The organism is Kribbella pratensis, assembly GCF_004366075.1.
GTDB lineage: Bacteria > Actinomycetota > Actinomycetes > Propionibacteriales > Kribbellaceae > Kribbella > Kribbella pratensis.
Window position 1 is genome coordinate 2788942 of record NZ_SODU01000001.1, and the last position, 18383, is coordinate 2807324.

Sequence of the window (18383 nt, forward strand, 5' to 3'; positions counted from 1 at the left end):
TACCCCCCGGCCGAACTGTACGACACACTCACCTGGGGCGCCTGACAACGCGTTGCCTTGCTCGCGGCTCCACCGGCGACCGGAAACCCGTCTCCGGTGTGACCTGCGGAAACGCAGGCCGGTTGACGAGATGACGCCGCCGGGGCGACCGTCGTACTAAGTCGCAAGCCACCAAGCGGCAGGAGGCGGCCGATGGCAAATGAAGTGCAGGCGATCAACGTGATCTTCGACGGCCCGCCGGCGCCAGACGCTGGGCGCTTCGTGGAAGTCGAAGACGATCGCGGCCGAAGCCTGAGCATCGGCGAATGGATCGAGCGGCCTGACGGGCTTTGGGCGCTCCGAATCCCGGGAGTTCTGGCTCCACCGCAGCCAGAGCGGGAAGGCTAACGCGCTACCCCAAGTCCGCCCGCGGGGTCAGGTCGACCAGATGTCATCGGCAAGCGAGGAATCATTTCCCGGCCCCGGCCTCCGGCGATCGCGGAGATACTCGCCGACGTCGCCGCCGCAGTCGGTGATGCAGTCCCGACCTTCAACCGTCAGCCGAGGCGCGATCCAGCCTCCAGTGAACTCCTCGAGGTGCACCGCGTCGATCAGCGAGTGGCGCAGAAGGAGCTCGGCGGCGCCGCGTAGTTCACGCTCACTGAAGGCCAGCGGGGATACCAACTGGTCAGCGAACTCCTGGAAGCTGCCAGGGTGCACACCCTGCTCCTCCTGGGCGTCGAGCCATGTGATCATCTCCGTTCGCAGCACGGCCGAGCGGACCTTCGGATTGGCGCGGTCCGCGACCAGCTGCTGCATCGCTTGGATCCCCGCCGGCGTGATCATTGCCCTCGGAGTGCCGAACGTCGAGTACGGCTTGACCAGACCGAGACTGGCGAGAAGATCCACCAGCTGGAAGCCGTAGTCGACATCGTGCCCGGCGCGCTGCAGGTAGTCGCTGATCGCCTCGTCCGGATCCCTTCCTGCTCGCCCAGCTTCGTAGATCGCTTCGAGCAGGTCGGTAGCGTGCTGATCGATGTCGGTGGCCACTCTTGTTTCCCTTCCGTTCGGGGATGCGCTCGCCCCCGACCCCATCCTCCGCCAGGGCATGAGGTGTTGAGAATCGATCGTTCATGAGACGCACCGGACGGCAGGTGTCGGCACCGCGAGGGACTGCTGCGAGTACGGCGATGCGGCCTGCTAGCTCTTATGGCCATGGCTGGGCATCGCCCACCTAGATGCCAGCTGCGTGCGGGATTGGATGAAGGTCAACCTCGACCGCGCCAATATCTACGTGGGCCCAGAAGGCCTCGATCGACGGTGTGCTGTTGGTGCGGCGCTGGCAGGACGTCGACCTCGTAGATCAGCGGTGGCATACCGAGTGTGGCCGCGGCTGCATCGAAGTTTTGGAGTGCGGGACGCAGGTGCTCGAAGGCCATGGTTCGCAAGCTACCGCCGGGTGCCCGAAGATCTGTAGATGGAACTGGATCCGGAGCTGCAATGGGCACCGTGGCTGTTGTTCGAGGAGGCCGCGGGCATCGCGCCGCGCGAGCCTGGGGTCTACGTTGCCCGCGAACGACCCACGGGGCAGATTGTCTACATCGGCATGGCGGGCGAGCGCCGTGGCCAGGGAATCCGAGGCCGGCTGCGCATCTACCTCACCGGCAAGGCGGCCGTCAGCGGCTTGGGCGAAGCAGCTCTCGATCGCGCGTTGGCCGACCCGGCGTGGCTCGACCACATGATCGAACGGACTCGGACCGAAGGTCCTCTGCGAGCCAAGCAGTGGGCGCAGGCCGCTCTCACGCGAGCAGACCTCGAGCTGACGTGGACCGTCAGTCCGGACCGCACGTCGGCCGCGATCATCGAACAACGCCTCATCGCTGCAGCAACGCACCAGCTCTGGAACCGACGACGCTGAGCTGGCAGGGGCAGGAGTTTGATGAGCCGGGAGTAGCCGCGTGCGCGACGTCCTGATCGCGGCAGTTGAGGTACCCCCACTATGTGGGACACTCACGAAGATCAGGAAGGTGCGCCATGATTGCTCGCGTAGCTGTCTGGGAACCGATGCCTGACGACGATCGCCAGTGGGTCATCGACGCGGCCAGAACGGTTCCTGGGGTGCTTGACGCCTACCACCTGCTCGACACCGACACGGGTAACGGCCTCTCGATCGCCTTCTTTGATGATGGCGTGGACATCGCCGAGGTCAAGGCGGCCATCTCTCTGAAGGCTGAGGAGATCCTGGCATGACGTGCCGCGGCCGGTGCCGAGATCAGAAACCATCTACAGAGTCGTGCGCCAGGGGTAGGTGACCGTCGCGGCCGCATGCTCACTCAACGGCATTAGCGCTGCGACACCTACCCGCACCACTGAACAGACGCGGGAATCGGCACAGCTGAGGGGGACGGCTATGTACGCAGTACTAGGTGTATGGGAAATGGACCCAGCCCGGGATGAGGCACAACAGTCTGCCTTGGAGGGGATCGTTGCCGGCGTGAGCCAGCTGCCCGGCCTGGTGAAGGGCTATTGGAGCGACTATGAGGACCCGGGGCGGTCACACACGTTCATCGTCTTCTCCGACCGCGATGCGGCAGTGGCCTTCGCGGACAATGTTCGTGGCAACGCCGAGAACCAGACCCGCTCCGGAGTCCGAAACATCAGCCTGGACATCGTGGCTGTCAAGGCCACGACCTGAATTCTGCGGCGTGCAACCCTGTTGTTGACTGGCAGGCACGGGAGTTGATGGGTTGGGAGCAGTCGGAGCGTCATCGGTTTCTGGTTGCCCCAATTCCGCCGCCGGTAGGCACAGACGGTCGGACGCTCTCAAGGTTCCAGTCGAAGTCGCACGACGATTCCTTGATCGCTGGACGTCGTCCAGATGCTGCCGAAGGCTACGAGCAGGCTCCCGGCAGTCAGCGGTTGCTCCGGCGTGATCCGTTCGACGACACGGCCGCTGGCGAGATCGACTTTCGTGATCGCGCCGTCGGACCCGCGCACCCACACCGCGCCCGCAGCCGCGATGAGGTCACCGCCGGAGCCTGCACCGAGATTGGTGTACACGGAGCGCGTGACGAGACCGCGCGTCACACGCGCCACGCCCGCCTCGGTGTCGATCCAGAGGTCGGTTCCCGCCAAGGCGGCCATACCTGGTTTAGGCAGGGACATCCGACCGACGACTGCGCCGTTCGCAGCGTCGAGCACGACCACCGCATTCTCCGTCGCTGAGGTTGCCACGACTCGATCGGCCAGCGCGGCCAACTGCAGGTACCGGGAACCAAGTGGGTACGCCGTAACTCGGCCTGTCGCCGGCTCGACGACGCTCGCCCTGGTCCCGTCAGCGGTCAGCACCCAGACGCCGCGCCCCGCGGACGGGAGCGCGAGCTGATCGAAGACCTTGCCAACCGACACGCGGCGTAGGACCCGCCGCGCCTTTGGGTCGATCTGCGCCAACCCCGTGCCGTCATCTGCCGTCGCACAGGCCCAGACCGACAAGCCGTCGGTACCGATGCCCTGGCAGTACTGGCTCTCGTCCGCCACCGTGTCGAGCTTGAGCTCGTCGGTCACCCGGTTCGTCGCGGGGTCAATACGCACGGCGCGACCGTCGTCAGTCTTCACCCAGACGGCGCCTGCGGCTGCGACAAGCCCATCGCCATTCATGACCGCGATGGTTGCCTGACGCCGCGCAGAATACTTGACCGATACATCAGGTACCGCAGAGGTCGTCACCGGCACGCTCGGCGAAGTGCGCTCGACCGGCGCGGATGAGCAGCCTCCAAGCATCACCAGAGCGGCCAGGATCAAGACCTGTCCGCGTGACCTGGCCCCGCACGTCAACATGCCACCATCATCCGCCGCAGAACACATTTCAGGGGCCGCAGCATCTCCCGTTGTTTCGGAGCCGATAAGCTGCCGTATGTAAGGTCCAATTGATCACTTTGAACATCACAGGACCCGTAGCAGCCGGAGCGGACGACTCGTCGGCGATGCCGTGACGAGCAGGCGTTCCGGCCTCCAGCTTCAGTCAAGCTGCAGGCGCGGGGCCGTGTAGAAGGCGTGTGTCCCGTCGGGCCCGAACTCGACGCCGATGAACGGCGCGTGCTCCCCGAACGGCGACAGGATCCGGATCACCGTGCCATCGGGATCCGGTACGTCGAGTTGCACTCCACCTCCCGGCCCACGGTCGAACAGCGGGCCGTGCTCCACATCGAGTTCGTCGAAACGCTCGGCCAACGCCCTCAATACGTCGACGGACGGCACGCCGAGGCTGACGACGTCGAAGCCGGCCAGTGACGGCTCGCCGGGCACGGTGTCGAGCCGTCGCAGACCGATGAGAAACCGCTCGGCGTCATCGGTCAGGACCGCGCCAGTGACGACATCGGGCCCACCGAACTCCCAGGCCAGCCGCAGCCCGAACACCCGCCGGTACCAGTTGACACTGCGCTGGAGATCCGTCACCGGGATCTTCACCTGCAATATCCGCTCGAAGCCCAGGTTCATTGCGATTCCCCCTCGAAGTCGGCCTCCCCCGAGGATGACGGCCACCCGGCCGACTCGTCCACCGTGCCAACCCGGAATCCTCCCGCCCGCAACCGACGCCCTTCTCCGAGCCAAGCAGTGGGCGTACGCCGCACTCGTACGAGTGGACCTCGAGCTGACCTCGCGGCCGGTCGACGGATCGTTTTGCTGCGAGCTAACGCCTCGCCGACGTGCTGGCTTGGGAACCACTCCCGAGCCTGCGGCTCCAAGCTGCGCCCGCCGCATGATGTCCGGATCTGCCGCGGTTGGTGACGCGCGGTCATGAAGAGGCGGACGGTGCCAAGGCAAGCAGACTCCTTTGATCCGGCCCTGGCAGGCTAGGCGCCATGACTGACCGAGATGGGTCCGGTTGGTACGCGGTGCGGTGTGTCTTCCGTTGCGGTTGGCCACCCAAGTTCGCAGGCAGGGCATTTGAGGAGCGCATCACGTTGTGGCGCGCTGATTCCTCGATCACGCCATACAACGCGCAGAAGCTGAGGCTCGCGAGTACGCGGTGACCATCACCGACTCCCAGGATTCGTACTTGGGCCTTGCGCAGGCGTACCGGCTGTCGGACGTGCCAGGTGACGGTGCCGAGGTGTTCTCCCTGGTGCGAGCGAGCAAGCGCACGCCCAAGGCGTACGTCGACCGGTTCTTCGACACCGGCAAGGAACGGCAGCAGCAATTGTGACCCGCCGCAAGGTTCGCGGATTCTGCCGGGACCCGCGCCGCGTCAAGTTGGACGTTTGGGACTACCCGAGGGGCCGGGAGCGCCTCGTTCCACGTCACGCACGACTGGCGTATCCGAAGGTGAACCACTACTAGCGATGGCACTCCTAGCATTCGTGACAACATGGCTGATCTACCTCGTACTCGCGGCGGTCAAGTCTCGGACCAGCCGCATAGGTGCGGCTGGCGCGATCAGTGGTGTACTGCTGGCCACAGTGACCTTCTTCATTCGCGGCCTGGCCGTCGGTACCAGTCTCGACGGCATGCTGTACGGCGCAGCGCTGCTGTCCATCGTCATCCTCTTGATAACGGGTGGCGATCCATCACTGATGTTCGATATTCATCACATGAAGGGAAAGCAGTTCCGTCGGCTGTCCAAGCAGGAGCGAGCAAGGGTCAAAGCCCGCGACCGGCGCTCGGGCACCGCGCAATTCGCCTTCATAGCCATTGTTATCGTCGGCGCATCCCTGTACGTCGGATTGGGATGGACCTTCCTGGACTAGTACGCGCCGCACGCCTTGGAGCACAGATCGGGCGGCCCTGTGATCTGTCGGATCATCCGCGACAAATCTGCCGGTCGATGGGCGACAGGTCTAGCAGTCTGCCGACGACTTGACGGGATCGCCGACGCACGAATCTGCCGATGAGCGGATTGTGCTCGAAGGTTGCCCAGGTGATCGCGAGTTCATCGCCAGCCTGGTCATCAGTCGACATCTCAGCTGATCCAGACAGCTCGCCCGACTGAAGTTCGACCGGACGCGATAGCTCTTGCCAATACTCGAGGCGCGGAGGACTGTCGATTATAGGCACGCGACTCCCGCTGGCCATGTCTAGCGGAGCGTGCGCCATGAGGAACCGTTCGATCCTGAGATGCCTGGTCGTCGGAGTTGTTTCCGCCGCCGCCTTATTCGCGTCGGCTGGAGTCGCCTCAGCCACGATCGACTACCGAGAGCGCGGTCCGCTGACAGACACCGACCAGCACCCAAACATCTGCGGGTGGCCCGCGACCTTCAGCGACAGCGGTCAGTATCAACTGATCGTGCAGGAGACCACGGCTGGGACCTTGCATGTGAACTACCGAGACATCCTTCACGGCAGCCTGACCTTCAGTGATAGCACTGAGGTCCCCGCGTCCCTCCGTGGAGTCACCTGGCAAGACAGGAACGTGGAGGTATCCGTCTTCAACACTGACATCTCTGGTGACCGACAAGTCGTCCTGGAACGGCATACGTCCTTCGAGGGGCCGTTCAAGGGCTTGCTGACCACGGCCACCTTCGTCGTCGATCCGAGTGGCACTGTGACGGTTGATCGCGAACTCACTGTTGGAGATGTGGACTGCTCGACGTTCCTCTGACAGAGCCCGCCGTCCGGCATGATCCTAAGGGCTTGCTACGAACGACCCCGGTACTCGCGGCATCCTCGAACGTCCGGAACTGCCGCGATGCGCTGTAGAGTTCGCAGGGTCGGCAGTTGCGCCTGCCGCTCTCCGAGCTCGCCCGGTGGCCTACGCACCTCGAGCATCCGAGGACAAGCCGTCTCCGACGCAGCGCTCCGCGACCATGCATCGAGGTGACCTCGCGGAGCTCGTAGGCGGCTCCGCCGGCGGAGGAACCCGATGAGCAACACCAGCGACTCCGAGTCCGCGGCGCCAGGCAAGGGCCGAGCCCGCATCCGCGCCATCCGCGCCATCCGCGCCCAGATGGCGGCGACCGGCGAATCCTGGACCACAGCTGCCCGCAACCACGACACCACCAGAGCTGGAACCGGCATTGACTCGCTCAGTGCGTCGGCTGAGGACCGGCTTCCGTACAGGGTCGTCGACCGGCACAACCAAGGCTGGCTCGGTCGCTCCGATCCCCGTGGCTGGGTCTCGCTACACCGCCGACTACGGCTGGAAGCGCGACCTGCCCGACCGCACCTATCCCGAGCTGATCGCGAGCCGCGGACCACTGCGGCCAGTGCTGCCGATCACCGACCCCGACGCAGCCCAGCTGCGCGAACTGTTCACAGCCGCCGGCCGCCGCACCGTCACCACACTCGCCGCCGCGCTCGAGCACGTCTTCCACGAGCTCCGCGTCAGCAAAGAAGGCGCTACCGGCGCCACCGGGTGGGACTACGCCAAGCTCACGATCACCGCCGGACGGGAAGGATCATGGGAGTCGGAGGCCCTGATCCAGCGTGCTCTTCGGCAACGGCCTGAACCTCGCCAAACCAACAGGAGCCCGCAGGCGCGGACTCCTCGACGACATCGCCGCCCGCCGCGCCGCAGGGCCATCGAAACGGGTCGACCCCGACGTACGCGCCGCGCTCGCCGCGATGTCACCCGCTGGGTCACCGGACCGGACCGCTACACCGAGGTCGCCGAAACCCTTGCCTGGCAGGTCTCCCGGTACTGCGACGAGACGGCCGGCCCCGAGGGATGGCGCGCGGTCGCCGACCAATGGCTGCAGCCCGGAGGCATGGCCGTCACCGACTTCCACAACTGTTACCGGCTGTTCTACTCACTGAGCGAACACCTCGACAGCGGCAGACTCTGATCCGGTCTCCGCGGCATCGAGGTGTCGGCACACGCCGTTATCGTCGGCGCCATGCCTGCCGCAGATGTCGGCGCCGCGGCGATCAGCACCACACCGGCCGCGGCGTACCCGTTCGCCGGCTGCCGGATCGTGAGTTCGTTGGTTGCCTACAGCACCCGGTACCCATCCGGGTGCGGGCCAGCGGCCTGCTCATGCCGACCTGGTCCGGCGCGGCCAGTGAGCCGCGTTTCGGCCGCGTTCGGGCGTCGGCGTGGCAGGCTGGCATACATGTGTGGTCGATACGCATCTGTGGCCAGCCGCGCCGAGCTCCTCGAGCGTTTCGTCGTCGACGAGAGCAACGCCGACGAGCTGCGCGGCCAGGACTTCAATGTGGCCCCGACCAAGGACAACCCAGTCGTGATCGCCCGCGTCCCGCGAGCCGCCGCCGATGACGCGGAACCAGCGCGCGAGCTCCGCGCGTTCCGCTGGGGCCTTTTACCGGACTTGGCGCTTTCTGCCTCAGTTTGGCTGAGGCCTGTCCGCCGGAGATGACTTAACCGCCGCCGAACGGACCCCGGCGGTCTAATGGCATCCCCAGCGAACGTCATGCGGACCCCTCGAAGACGCTCCCGATCCTTGCTCGGACCTACATTTCCAACGGAGCCAGAACCAGTGGCGAGGTGGCCGGTACGTAGATGTGCAGCCGGTCGAGATTGGCGAGCATCCAGTCCTTGACGGTCGCGGGGCCCAAGCGGTCTATCCCCAGCCAGGGCCACACAATCGAGTGGGTGAGCAAGCTTTTGGCCAATGTCGAGCCGGCCGAGGTCGGGCTGTAGTGCTGGTAACGGAATCGGGGTTCGCTGTTTGGCCCAACCTTGCCGACCTTGAGAACCATGCCGCCCCCGCCTCTGAGGTAGTCGACGAACTGAGGGCGAACGCGTACACGGCGCCGTACCCCGGCGGTAGCCTCGGCTGCCGATAAGGCGCGCGCATCAATTCGGTGCGAAGTTCGCAGGGCCAACCATCAAGCCGCAGGGCCGTGACGGCCGATGCGAAGTCGCTGACTAGGATTCCTGGCTCGATGAGCATGTCGCGATCTCGAGCCTATGTGCCCGCTGCTTCGATATCTGCGGACTCGTACTCGCTCCTGATGGAGTCGAGTCGCCGCTGACCATGCGGGGTGTCGGCCAGCCAGAACGTCCAGCCGTTGGCGGGCGCACCGGTAACGGCCACTGCCGCCGCGGATGGGGTGTCGTAAGCGACTTCCTCGTACATGATCCGCCCTTGCTCATCGATCTCGGCAACGCCATCGATGTCCTGCTTCGCAGGGGTTAGGACTGTCCCGGCGTGCAAGAGACCCGCCTGGAAAAGGTCCATGATTCGGACCCTGGCGCCGGCGCTGTCCCCGGGGAAGGGCGAGGGGTCGGGCGCTAGTGCGGTCACCGGTGGATACTGCGGCTCGTAGTCGGAGCGAGAGAGCATCTCGAACGCCCGGCGGACGACGTCGGCCATCAGCCGGCGGCGTTGCGCGAGGAAGTCGCTGAACGGCAGTTCGGTCCATCCCGCTGGGAGTGCGTGCAGTTCGACCTGCCGTTTGAGCCGATCCGGATCAAGGTGAGGCTTGGACGAAAGCTGCTCGGGCCAGTAGTCGGCAGGCGGTTTGTCGGAGATGGCGATGTTGTCGTTCCACTCGACGAGCGCCATGTTCGCGATCTGGTTGATCTGGCGGTTGTCCGTCACGCCGAGCGTGGAGCGGAGATAGGCCCGCGGGAATAAGTGGTGTCGCTCTATGCCCTTCCTGGCGACGATTGCGGGGTCCAAACGCTCACGGACCTTACCGGTGGCAAGGAGCGCGTCGGCGTCGAGGATGTTCAGGGCGGCCATGTACGCGAACAGGGCGGGGCTGCGGGCCGCAGATGTGGCCAGTTCGTTGGGGAGGGTGATGGCCCAGAAGTCTGTAGTCAGGATGTCGTCGACGATCCGGATGAGCGCGTTCACAAACCCGTCCGCGTCGTGGGCGGCGATGTCGGCAATGGCTGCGAAGTCCTTCTCGACCTGGGATTCGAAGGAGCCGGAGTACCGGGAGGTGGTGTGGGCCATGAAGAACCACCGTGCGATGACCTCGCGCAGTCGGTCGAGCGGCACGCCGTAGTCGACGCGGCCGAGCAGCCAGATGGCGTAGCTGTACAGAATGGCGTTCTGGCTGGAGATCATCTTCGCCCCTCGGTATCCGGCCCGCTCGAGGCAGCGGATGAACTCGTGCCAGTTAGTCAGGTCGAGGACCTTCTCCTGTGCGGCCTGGAGCCGGGCGAACTGCTCGTTACGACGCTCAGTGCTGGTCGCGCCGGTTTCGAGGTCCTTCCCGCGCAGCACCGAGTAGGCGTGCTTGAGGACCGCGCGGCGGAAGGCCAGCGCGATCGACACCCGCAGCATCTGATCCGGCTGAGGTGCGATGAACCAGTTGAACGGAGACGCACCGGACAATGAGGGGATCTTGCATCCACGAGCGAAGTCCTCGAGTTGCTTGCGGCCCTTCTCCCAGAAGACGCTCATTAGGGTGATGATGAAGTCGGCCTGGTTCAGCGTCACTCCCTCGGAGTTGATCCGGACGAAGACCTCGGCGACTTGCTCCTCCTGAACCGCGGAGTCGAGCTCGACGACGTTGAAGGGATAGTTCTGGAGGTCCCGGACCCGGTCGAACGCGTCCTCGAGCTCGTTCCGGTTCGGAGTCGCCAGGTCGCCCCGCGCGGACTCAAGCCTGTTGAAGTATCCTGTGACCGTGGAGCGGTAGTCCCGCCAGAGCTCTGTGACGTCAGGTAGGAACTCCGGGTTCTTCTCGATCGCCGCATCCGAGACGGCGAAGTGCTCGTCTCGCGGCCGGAAGGCGAGACGCACCCGCGACTCGCTGTAGTCCTGTCGCACAACGACCTCGCCGGTCAGTACCGAGTACAGAGACGTAAGCCTCTGTTGCCCGTCCACGATCAGCCACCGGGCGACGCGCGCGTCCTTGTCGTCTACCCCGATCTGCCGCGCCCCGACCTCGGCGCCGGTCTCCCAGAACAGCAGATATCCAACTGGGAAGCCCCGGTACATCGAGTCGAACAGATCGCGTACCTTGCTGTTTGACCACACGAAGGGTCGCTGCAGCTCCGGGAGTGCAATGTCACCTCGGTTGATGTTGTCAACCAGATGCCTCAGTTGGAATGAAGTGCTGTGAAACACCGTGCGTGCCACGAGCGGCTCCCCTCATCGACCAGCTGGCCTCAGCCTCTCAGACGGCACCGAGATTCGTACTGGCTGACGACGCTGACGCTTCGGCCGTCGTCGGTCCCGAGCTCGATGAATTGCCCGCTGGTGTGGGAGGCGGGTCCGTCGAAGACCCAACTTGATCGCCTCCACGGATTCGTTCATGGGTCCAGAGTGCGCCCGATCAGATGCTCGCGTCACCGATCAAGTCCGCCGACCTGCAGCAAAACTGCGAACTGCTGGTCGGCCAACTCAGACGGTCGCTACTCTCAGAACGGGCCTATACCGGATTTGTACTGAGGCTGGGAATCTAACGATCAGCGGTGGCAACGTCGGCCCCTGGGAACGCCGACAGACGACACTCCCTGCCGGGCCACCTGTCCCCGACAGAACCGGCGCCATCACCAACCAGGCGACAACCTCACACGTGCGGGCGGGGCACGGTCGATCTCCACTACACCCGCCCGCTCGAGGACCACTGCGACCCACCCAGCTGTCGCCCGTGACAGGAACCTCTTCAGGTGTGCGTCAAGGGTGCCCTCCACCGCATCCGTCGAATAAGTCATACCGATAGGCACCCACGACCGGCCGCGCAGCACGGCTGGAACTTCCTCTACTGCTCTCCACGGCAGAGGGGTCCACGCCTCCTGCTGACCGAGCAGCAGCACCAATCCCTCGCTGGTGTATCGCGCCACGGAGAACCGTCCCCGACCGGTGGGAGTGCTCAGCGGCTCGCCAGGTTTGACGGCTGCCCTGATCGCGGCTTCAACGCGGCCTGCCATGAATCCATCATCAGGTGTCCGCATCGTGCGCGTCGATCGGCCCTGCCGCATACGTGCCCGCACCTAGCTCGACGCCTCGTAGCTTCGACCAGCCGCGTCGTGGACTGGCGTGAGGTGCGCCTGTCGTTCGTTAGTCCGGTCAACAGACTGCTGCCCTTCTGGGCCAAGGACATCAAGGTCGGCGCGAAGATTCTCTGCACTAGTCAAGTCCCGTGATGGTCGAGTGGCGCCGACAGTGTTCTGTGACGTCAGATCTCCGTGAATTGTGACGGCACCTGCTGGTTGGGCCGGAAGTTGTCAGCGAATTTTGGCGTCACTGACGGGTTTGTGGTGGGAGGATCGTTGTGCTCAGTGAGGGGGCGCAACCGATGCGGCCACGTCAGTCGAAGGTCGAGTTGTATGCCGGCCTGCGCCGTGATTCGCAGGCGGGTCTGTCGAACAGGGCTTTGGAGCGCAAGTACGGCGTAGGCTGGCGCACCGTTCGGCAGGCGCCGAGTTCGGCGTGGCCGCCGCCGCGGCAGCCGTACGCGCCTCGGCGCTCGAAGCTGGATCCGTTCAAGGCCTTGCGGACATGGAGAATGCGGATATGTGTTCTCGTCGCGATCGGAGTACTCTGTTCGGCCTGCGGCAACCAGGTCCCAACGAGTCATTCGGCCGCGGAGGTGACGGACTGCGTGGTGCTGGAACGTTTGAACGCTCCAGCCTACTCCCTCGCCTTCGACAAGGTGAAGGACGCGTTATGGTTCCCGGTCATGGAAATCGGAGGCAAATCAGGCCTCCATCGCTATGATCTCGCGACTGGACAACAGCGTCAGTATCCGTTGCCGGACTCCGGCGACAATGGCCTCGTCGCGACCACTGCTATTACCAGCGATGGCGCTGTATGGGTCAATCTGCCGTACGCTGTCGCGCGCTGGGATCCAATCCGAGAGACGATCACCACAACGTCGATCTCTGCGGATGCCGAAGGTCGGCTCCCTGGAGCAGTTGACACGGCCCAGCCCCTGGCTGGAACCTGGATTTCAACCCTCATTGCGGACGGCGACGGGGTGCTGATCGCCCGTCTCAACGTTCCCTATCTCCAACGGGTGTCCAGCGACGGCACAACGGCGAGAGCCTTTGACTTGCCCAATGGGTACGAGGGTACGAAGAGAATCGCTCGAATGGGTAGTGCACTGATCGTGGCACCAGGTTGGTTATCTAACGAGTCGGCAACAGACGTCATAGCAATTGCGTCGAGCACAACGAAGCACACGGACATTATCCCATTGAACGGTCTCTTCGATCTTGGCGGGACCATCGCCGCGCTGACTCAGAACGGTTTGGTAAAGGCCGACACTGGCGAACCCCTGTCGACGGCGCTCGTACCGGATCCCTCCGCGCATGCCTTGTTGGCACACAACGGTGAAGCCGAGGTCGCGTACAGCCCATCCAGGCACACTCTGGAACGTGCCGTAGGAACCGAGGTCGCGACCCTTCAGTTGAACAGTCGCGAGGCACCTGCCGCTGGAGGAACTGGGACTGCAGTGAAAGCTTGGGAAGGCGTTACGGCGTTGGCACCAGGCCCCGATGCCACCGTGTTCGCCCTTCGCGCCAATGGGACCGAGCTGTGCGAATGGAGATCCGGGTGATCGTGGGCCTGGCTGCGGCAGCGGTCACGGCCGTGATCCTCGCCGATGACGGGGCAGCGCCTCACCCGGCTGTCGCCGGCCAGAGCAGATGCCGACGCAGATGACTCCGACACCCGGCAGGCCCTCGGGTGGTGATCCGGTGCGCCGACTCCACGTCGACTACGTGAAGCACTACACGACGTTCGCGGAGTTGCGCGCTGACAGTTTCGCTGTCGTCAAGGTCATCGCCGGGGAACAAGTCTTAGGCGAGATCGCGCGGCTTCCGACAACGGTGACGAGTGCGACGGTGACGAAGGTTCTCTGGGGAGAAGTTGCGTCAGCGACGGCTATTGAGATCAGGCAGCTTGGCACCGCCGAGATGGTCGGCAACATGTCGAAGGTCCTTGAACCAGGTGCTGAGTACTTGGTCTTTCTCACTCCGAGCACCGGTGCCGATGATGCTGCCCCTAACCGCTACCTGATCGCGGGCGACGTCGGCGTGTATCAGTTGCAAGGCGATCAGTACGTGCTCCGCGGGGGCGACGTGCCGCCCAAGGGGGCCAACTCACTCCCGCCGAAGCTCCAGGCCACCTCTGCGGAAGCAATCGTCATTTCTTAGCCCCCGCCGCGATGCCTGGCATGCCGAGGTCGACCACACAGTTTGCGGCGCTGTTCGCGGTGATGCGTTCGGCGGTGGCTTGCTTCTCGCGGAGGAGCCGCAGGGTGAGGTCGATGCCTTCGATCTCTCCGAGCCAGCCCTCGGCTGACGCTCGGTCTCGGCGTGCCTGGAGTCTGTCTCGAGCTCTGTCAGTCGCGGAAGCATCGCTGGATTGATGCGGAGCATCGGGCAGCGGATGCAGGCGTGCTCGTGTTGGCAGGGACTGCCATACGGGCGGTCGCAGTCGCCGAGTTCGACCTTGCGTTTGTCGAAGCGCTCCTCGAACTTCGACCACTCATCGGCGTTTACCGGGCCGTACTCGTCGTCCGGTCGCAGGGCGCGGCGGCGGGCCAGGAAGTGCTGGTAGTGCCGCACGGTGTCCTCCTCGAACACCGCGACGTAGCCCTGGGTAGTGGCCAGGTCGAGGTGTCCGAGGAGTTTGGCGCCGATGCGGATTGGCAGACCGTTGTTGACCAGTTCGGGCGCGAACAGGCGCCGGAAGTCGTGCGGGGTGAACCGGAGGCCGGTGAACGCTGGGTTCGTCGCGGCGATTTGTTCGCATTGCCGGGTGATTGTCTCCCTGACGCTTTGAAAGCTCATCGCTCCAGCGCTGATCAGCGGGCGTTAGAACAGGAACGGCATCGGCGCGGACCAGACCCGTTCGTGGGGGACCAGCGAGGGGGATCTGTGAAGAACTGCGAAACATGTATGACCGAGTTGGTTGATGTGATGGCCCAGGTCGCAGAGTCCCTGCGGTTTCCAGCCGACATCCAGGAGGCCTTGGACGCGGCGACCGTCGGTGCGGCCCGGTCGACACCGACGATCTCTGCCGCCACCGCGGCCGAGACCCACTCACTCCCCGACGTGCGTGGTGGTCGAGAACCCAAAACACCTCCAGACATGAAAGAGCAGCCTCCCAGATCAGGTGATGTACCGCTTGATGGCCAAGGGCCGCATCCCGACGTACGGCGAACCGCACTCTTACAACCAGATCCGGGGTCGCGACGCCGAAGAGCTGCGTGACCGCGGTGAGCGGATCCCGTTGTCCGAGGCGGCCCGGATCCTGAAGCGGCCGATCCAGTTCGGCCGGGAACTCGTCGCCGCTGGCGAGCTCTATTCGTGGCCGGGCGCACTACGCCCGGTCTTCCGCGACGAGGTCGAGCGGTACGCGGACAGACTGCCGCCGGGCGCCCGAGGTTTGCCCGCTCGGAGCGGCCGGTTGTCGACGTCTTCGGCGGCGGAGCGGATTGGTCTGAGTCGTTCGCGCGTCTACGGCCTGGCAAGGGACGGTCTGCTCCCCGCCGTCCAGGACAAGGCCGGGCGGTACTGGATCGACGAACACCACCTCGACATGTACCTACGGGCCAAAGAGGCCGAGGCTGCGGCGGAGTCGCTGCCGTGACGGAGGCGGGGCTCGATGGCCAAGAACCACGAGTGCCAGACACGCCCTACGGCTTCACGGCGGCGACGAAGTCGGCACCGCCCGGCCGCAGGCTGGCGCTGCAGGACGGGTCCGGCAGCGCGATCAGCATGGGTCGTCGATCAGTCGTCTTTCTGGTCCTTGGTCAAGGCGATGTCGACGCTGTCGGACAGTAGAACGGTGTCCACGACGTCGGCGAGTTCAGTGGCCGTCGGCAACTCTGCTGGGTCGCGGGTGGCGAAGGTGTACTCCGCGACGGCGATCGGGTGTGCAGCGCTGGCCAGGGCGTACCGTACGACGCGGTCGCTCCGTTCCGCGCACAGCAGGATGCCGACAGTCCGTGCGTGGCGGTCACGGCGGCGCAGCTGATCCTCGACCAGGGAGACGTAGAAGCCGAGCTGGCCGGCGTACTGCGGCTCGAAGGAGCCGATCTTGAGCTCGACGACGACCTAGCGAACTTGGTCGGCGTGGAAGAACAGATGTTCCCTTAAGCTCAAATTCCGAGATCAGGGGTGTGACCTGGGGGTCTGCATCGTGGACGGTGTTCGCGAGGCAGACCCAAGGGGCCCTCAGTTGCAGCCTGTGCTGGCTTCCCGAATTGGGCATTGCGGTTCGACCACCACGTTGTCAGGGTCGTCGGAGCCGACCTGGAGTTGGCGGTGAACGCCGGAGGACTCGATGCTGCGTTGTTGGAGGGGACGTACATTGTTGGCAGGCGTCGGCGATTTCGCTCGCGGGTCCGCGGTGGGTCACCGATACCGCTTGAGGTTCGGTGGGCTGGTCGCCGAGTTCGAGTCTGTCTATCGACTCGATGCCGAGCCACTGCGGCGTATCGCGGTCGCCGATAATCGCAATTGTGGACTTGGGGCTCCTCTTGCCGGCGGATCTCACGAAGCTGTCCGTCAGCCTGTCTTGATGTGTAGCGTCCCATTGAAGGTTGCAATATCGGTATCTGCGTAGCTAGCCCAATACTCCGTGAAACAGGTTCCTTGAGACCCGTCGAATCCAGGGTGTCGACCAGGCGCACAGTACGGTGACCGGCCCCATCCGCCTGCCGACAGGAAACCGTCCACTAGGTAGTAGCTTGACCCGCGGACAATCGGGCTGCCGGAATCTGAGTTCTGAACCCAGCCAGTAGCTGGATAGAGGTCGCAGTAGGGTTCGTGGTTGACGCAGCGGTCCGGATATTCTTCGACGTAAAAACCAGGTCCCACTCGACGGCCGCGGACCGTCCAATAGTCGTTGTCATGGATAATGTACTGGTAATGGCCGTTTCCGGAGGCGCCGCAGCTACATGCCACCGGGCCTGTTGACGCAGACTCGGGGTGCTCCACGCCTGCCACTCGTACCGAGGTTGTTGTTTTCCAGTCCCCGTACCAGATCCTCCCGAGGTTTGACGCTGTTCCGATAATCATGAAGTCATGGTCGGCCTTGATGTGAGTGTTGTCCTTCACTGTCCCGATGGTGCTGCTGCTGTCGTATCCCACCCATGTGCCGCTGCCGTCAGCGCTGCAGTGCCAGGCCGTGGACATGTAGTTGTAGCTGCCTGCGTAGAGAGATGCACCGTTCGAACAGGCCGAGTTCGACACGCCCTGGATACGCATCAGGCCGCCGCCGAAGAAGGGGGCCCAGTCTCCGCATCGCGCCGGACTTGGGCAGCCATTCGCTGTCGTGGCACGGCTATCCGTCGTAGCGCGGCCATCCAGCGGTGTGGGGTCGCCGATCCAGCGGAGGGTGACGGGGACGCTGCCGGTCGCCTTGAGTTGGGCGAAGGCGTTCGCTGGGGCTTTGGCGCTCACGACGACGCTGATGCCGGAGTAGTCGGGCTCGCTTCCGGCGGCGGACACAACCCCGGGATTGTTGTCCATCACGGCGATCGAGGCCGCGGTGAGTTCGGCGCGCGAATATGCGGCCGGCTGGAAGGTCACCGGTACTGCCTGGCTGGCTGCCAGCCTCTGGAGACCGTCGGGTACTACACCCTTCCAATAGACCAGGACGGTCTTGCGATCCTTCAGGACCCGGACGCCGCCCGCGCCGGGGTCGTCCCGGTGATCATGGATCCAGTTCCCCAACGCTCGCCCAACCGTCTCGGCCGCCGTCGGCACCGACTCGGCAGGGAACGGACCAACTGGGTCTTTCGGATCACCACCCTGTCTGATCGGTCCTGCTGCATTCGCGGTCGCCGCGCAAGTGATCGCGACAACGGCGACGGCGGTGATCAACATTGCTCTGACTGGCTTGACTCTAGACATCTAACCCACCCCCGCTGCCGACGGTAGACAGGTCTAGCCCGGATGTGTAGGCCTCGATCGTTGCAGCTTCCTGCAAGGCGTTAGGCAATCAACTGCTGATGCCCTGCTCGGCTGCAGTGTTGCTAAGCGGTGTGGGGTCGCCGATCCAGCGGAGGGTGACGGGGACGCTGCCGGTCGCCTTGAGTTGGGCGAAGGCGTTCGCTGGGGCTTTGGCGCTCACGACGACGCTGATGCCGGAGTAGTCGGGCTCGCTTCCGGCGGCGGACACAACCCCGGGATTGTTGTCCATCACGGCGATCGAGGCCGCGGTGAGTTCGGCGCGCGAATATGCGGCCGGCTGGAAGGTCACCGGTACTGCCTGGCTGGCTGCCAGCCTCTGGAGACCGTCGGGTACTACACCCTTCCAATAGACCAGGACGGTCTTGCGATCCTTCAGGACCCGGACGCCGCCCGCGCCGGGGTCGTCCCGGTGATCATGGATCCAGTTCCCCAACGCTCGCCCAACCGTCTCGGCCGCCGTCGGCAGCGACATGGCATCAGGGTCACAACTTGACCGGGCGCTAGGCGCGTCATGCCTGTCCATAGCGAGACCCCCTTGGAGTTGCATGGCGGGCCGCCCACGTCTGTTATCTCCGGTGCCTGCGGGACGCTGCCGCGTCGCGGTTGACAGAACCGG

20 protein-coding genes and 1 pseudogene are annotated in these 18383 nt (G+C 64.6%); 12 read left to right on the forward strand and 9 right to left on the reverse strand.

Annotated features, from left to right (window positions below; all coding sequences use genetic code 11):
- Positions 1-192: 192 nt before the first annotated feature.
- On the forward strand, positions 193-387 hold the full coding sequence (locus EV137_RS13405) for a hypothetical protein (protein ID WP_134001561.1): 195 nt from the start codon (positions 193-195) through the stop codon (positions 385-387).
- A 27-nt stretch (positions 388-414) separates the two neighbouring features.
- On the opposite strand, the gene EV137_RS13410 is transcribed toward EV137_RS13405, so the two are convergent.
- Positions 415-1029 carry a hypothetical protein gene (locus EV137_RS13410; protein WP_134128866.1) on the reverse strand — a complete coding sequence of 205 codons (615 nt, stop codon included), beginning with the start codon at positions 1027-1029 and terminating at the stop codon, positions 415-417.
- Between the two features lie 427 nt (positions 1030-1456).
- On the opposite strand from EV137_RS13410, the gene EV137_RS13415 reads away from it, so the two are divergent.
- The 3 genes from EV137_RS13415 (at position 1457) to EV137_RS13425 (ending at position 2674) form a co-directional block, all read left to right on the forward strand.
- Positions 1457-1897, forward strand: a complete 441-nt coding sequence (locus EV137_RS13415; RefSeq protein ID WP_202870909.1) for a hypothetical protein — start codon at positions 1457-1459, stop codon at positions 1895-1897.
- A gap of 116 nt (positions 1898-2013) precedes the next feature.
- Positions 2014-2229 (forward strand): hypothetical protein, encoded by a 216-nt coding sequence (locus tag EV137_RS13420; RefSeq protein WP_202870910.1) that lies wholly within the window; start codon positions 2014-2016, stop codon positions 2227-2229.
- 244 nt (positions 2230-2473) lie between these two features.
- Complete coding sequence (locus EV137_RS13425; protein WP_134001573.1) at positions 2474-2674, forward strand: hypothetical protein; 201 nt, start codon at positions 2474-2476, stop codon at positions 2672-2674.
- Positions 2675-2802: 128 nt separating this feature from the next.
- Here the strand turns inward: EV137_RS13425 and EV137_RS13430 are convergent, their stop codons facing one another.
- Entirely contained in the window at positions 2803-3780 is a 978-nt protein-coding gene (locus EV137_RS13430; protein WP_134128868.1) for an NHL repeat-containing protein, read from the reverse strand.
- 216 nt (positions 3781-3996) lie between these two features.
- Entirely contained in the window at positions 3997-4476 is a 480-nt protein-coding gene (locus EV137_RS40510; protein WP_166679852.1) for a VOC family protein, read from the reverse strand.
- Positions 4477-5008: 532 nt separating this feature from the next.
- On the opposite strand from EV137_RS40510, the gene EV137_RS40515 reads away from it, so the two are divergent.
- The 5 genes from EV137_RS40515 to EV137_RS41990 all read left to right on the forward strand — a co-directional run bounded on the left by EV137_RS40515 (position 5009) and on the right by EV137_RS41990 (position 8291).
- Complete coding sequence (locus tag EV137_RS40515; RefSeq protein ID WP_166679853.1) at positions 5009-5185, forward strand: hypothetical protein; 177 nt, start codon at positions 5009-5011, stop codon at positions 5183-5185.
- A gap of 154 nt (positions 5186-5339) precedes the next feature.
- On the forward strand, positions 5340-5726 hold the full coding sequence (locus EV137_RS13440) for a hypothetical protein (protein WP_134128872.1): 387 nt from the start codon (positions 5340-5342) through the stop codon (positions 5724-5726).
- 344 nt (positions 5727-6070) lie between these two features.
- Positions 6071-6577 (forward strand): hypothetical protein, encoded by a 507-nt coding sequence (locus EV137_RS13445; protein ID WP_134128874.1) that lies wholly within the window; start codon positions 6071-6073, stop codon positions 6575-6577.
- A 505-nt stretch (positions 6578-7082) separates the two neighbouring features.
- A complete protein-coding gene (locus tag EV137_RS13450; protein ID WP_134128876.1) occupies positions 7083-7760 on the forward strand; it encodes a hypothetical protein in 678 nt (225 codons plus the stop codon).
- Between the two features lie 267 nt (positions 7761-8027).
- Positions 8028-8291: an SOS response-associated peptidase family protein gene (locus tag EV137_RS41990; protein WP_375372031.1), complete on the forward strand. Its 264-nt coding sequence runs from the start codon at positions 8028-8030 to the stop codon at positions 8289-8291.
- Between the two features lie 94 nt (positions 8292-8385).
- On the opposite strand, the gene EV137_RS13460 is transcribed toward EV137_RS41990, so the two are convergent.
- Entirely contained in the window at positions 8386-8634 is a 249-nt protein-coding gene (locus tag EV137_RS13460; RefSeq protein WP_134128880.1) for a hypothetical protein, read from the reverse strand.
- Between the two features lie 209 nt (positions 8635-8843).
- Entirely contained in the window at positions 8844-10973 is a 2130-nt protein-coding gene (locus EV137_RS13465; protein WP_134128882.1) for a GmrSD restriction endonuclease domain-containing protein, read from the reverse strand.
- 1468 nt (positions 10974-12441) lie between these two features.
- On the opposite strand from EV137_RS13465, the gene EV137_RS13470 reads away from it, so the two are divergent.
- Both EV137_RS13470 and EV137_RS13475 read left to right on the forward strand, forming a co-directional pair.
- Positions 12442-13398, forward strand: a complete 957-nt coding sequence (locus EV137_RS13470) for a hypothetical protein (protein ID WP_134128884.1) — start codon at positions 12442-12444, stop codon at positions 13396-13398.
- 88 nt (positions 13399-13486) lie between these two features.
- Entirely contained in the window at positions 13487-13996 is a 510-nt protein-coding gene (locus EV137_RS13475; RefSeq protein ID WP_134128886.1) for a hypothetical protein, read from the forward strand.
- Here EV137_RS13475 and EV137_RS13480 read toward each other — a convergent pair.
- Positions 13943-14635 carry a tyrosine-type recombinase/integrase gene (locus EV137_RS13480; protein ID WP_202870911.1) on the reverse strand — a complete coding sequence of 231 codons (693 nt, stop codon included), beginning with the start codon at positions 14633-14635 and terminating at the stop codon, positions 13943-13945. The two genes, EV137_RS13475 and EV137_RS13480, sit on opposite strands and share 54 nt — an antisense overlap.
- Positions 14636-14963: 328 nt before the next feature.
- Between EV137_RS13480 and EV137_RS13485 the strand changes: the two genes are divergently transcribed.
- Entirely contained in the window at positions 14964-15437 is a 474-nt protein-coding gene (locus EV137_RS13485; RefSeq protein ID WP_134128888.1) for a helix-turn-helix domain-containing protein, read from the forward strand.
- Between the two features lie 293 nt (positions 15438-15730).
- Here EV137_RS13485 and EV137_RS41995 read toward each other — a convergent pair.
- The 3 genes and pseudogenes from EV137_RS41995 to EV137_RS13500 all read right to left on the reverse strand — a co-directional run.
- A pseudogene (locus tag EV137_RS41995) lies at positions 15731-15886 on the reverse strand (PDDEXK nuclease domain-containing protein); the annotation flags it as partial.
- 471 nt (positions 15887-16357) lie between these two features.
- The gene (locus tag EV137_RS13495; protein ID WP_134128890.1) at positions 16358-17707 is read right to left on the reverse strand and encodes a chymotrypsin family serine protease; all 1350 of its coding nucleotides are present in this window, start codon (positions 17705-17707) and stop codon (positions 16358-16360) included.
- A gap of 88 nt (positions 17708-17795) precedes the next feature.
- Complete coding sequence (locus tag EV137_RS13500; protein ID WP_134128892.1) at positions 17796-18239, reverse strand: hypothetical protein; 444 nt, start codon at positions 18237-18239, stop codon at positions 17796-17798.
- Between the last annotated feature and the right edge of the window lie 144 nt (positions 18240-18383).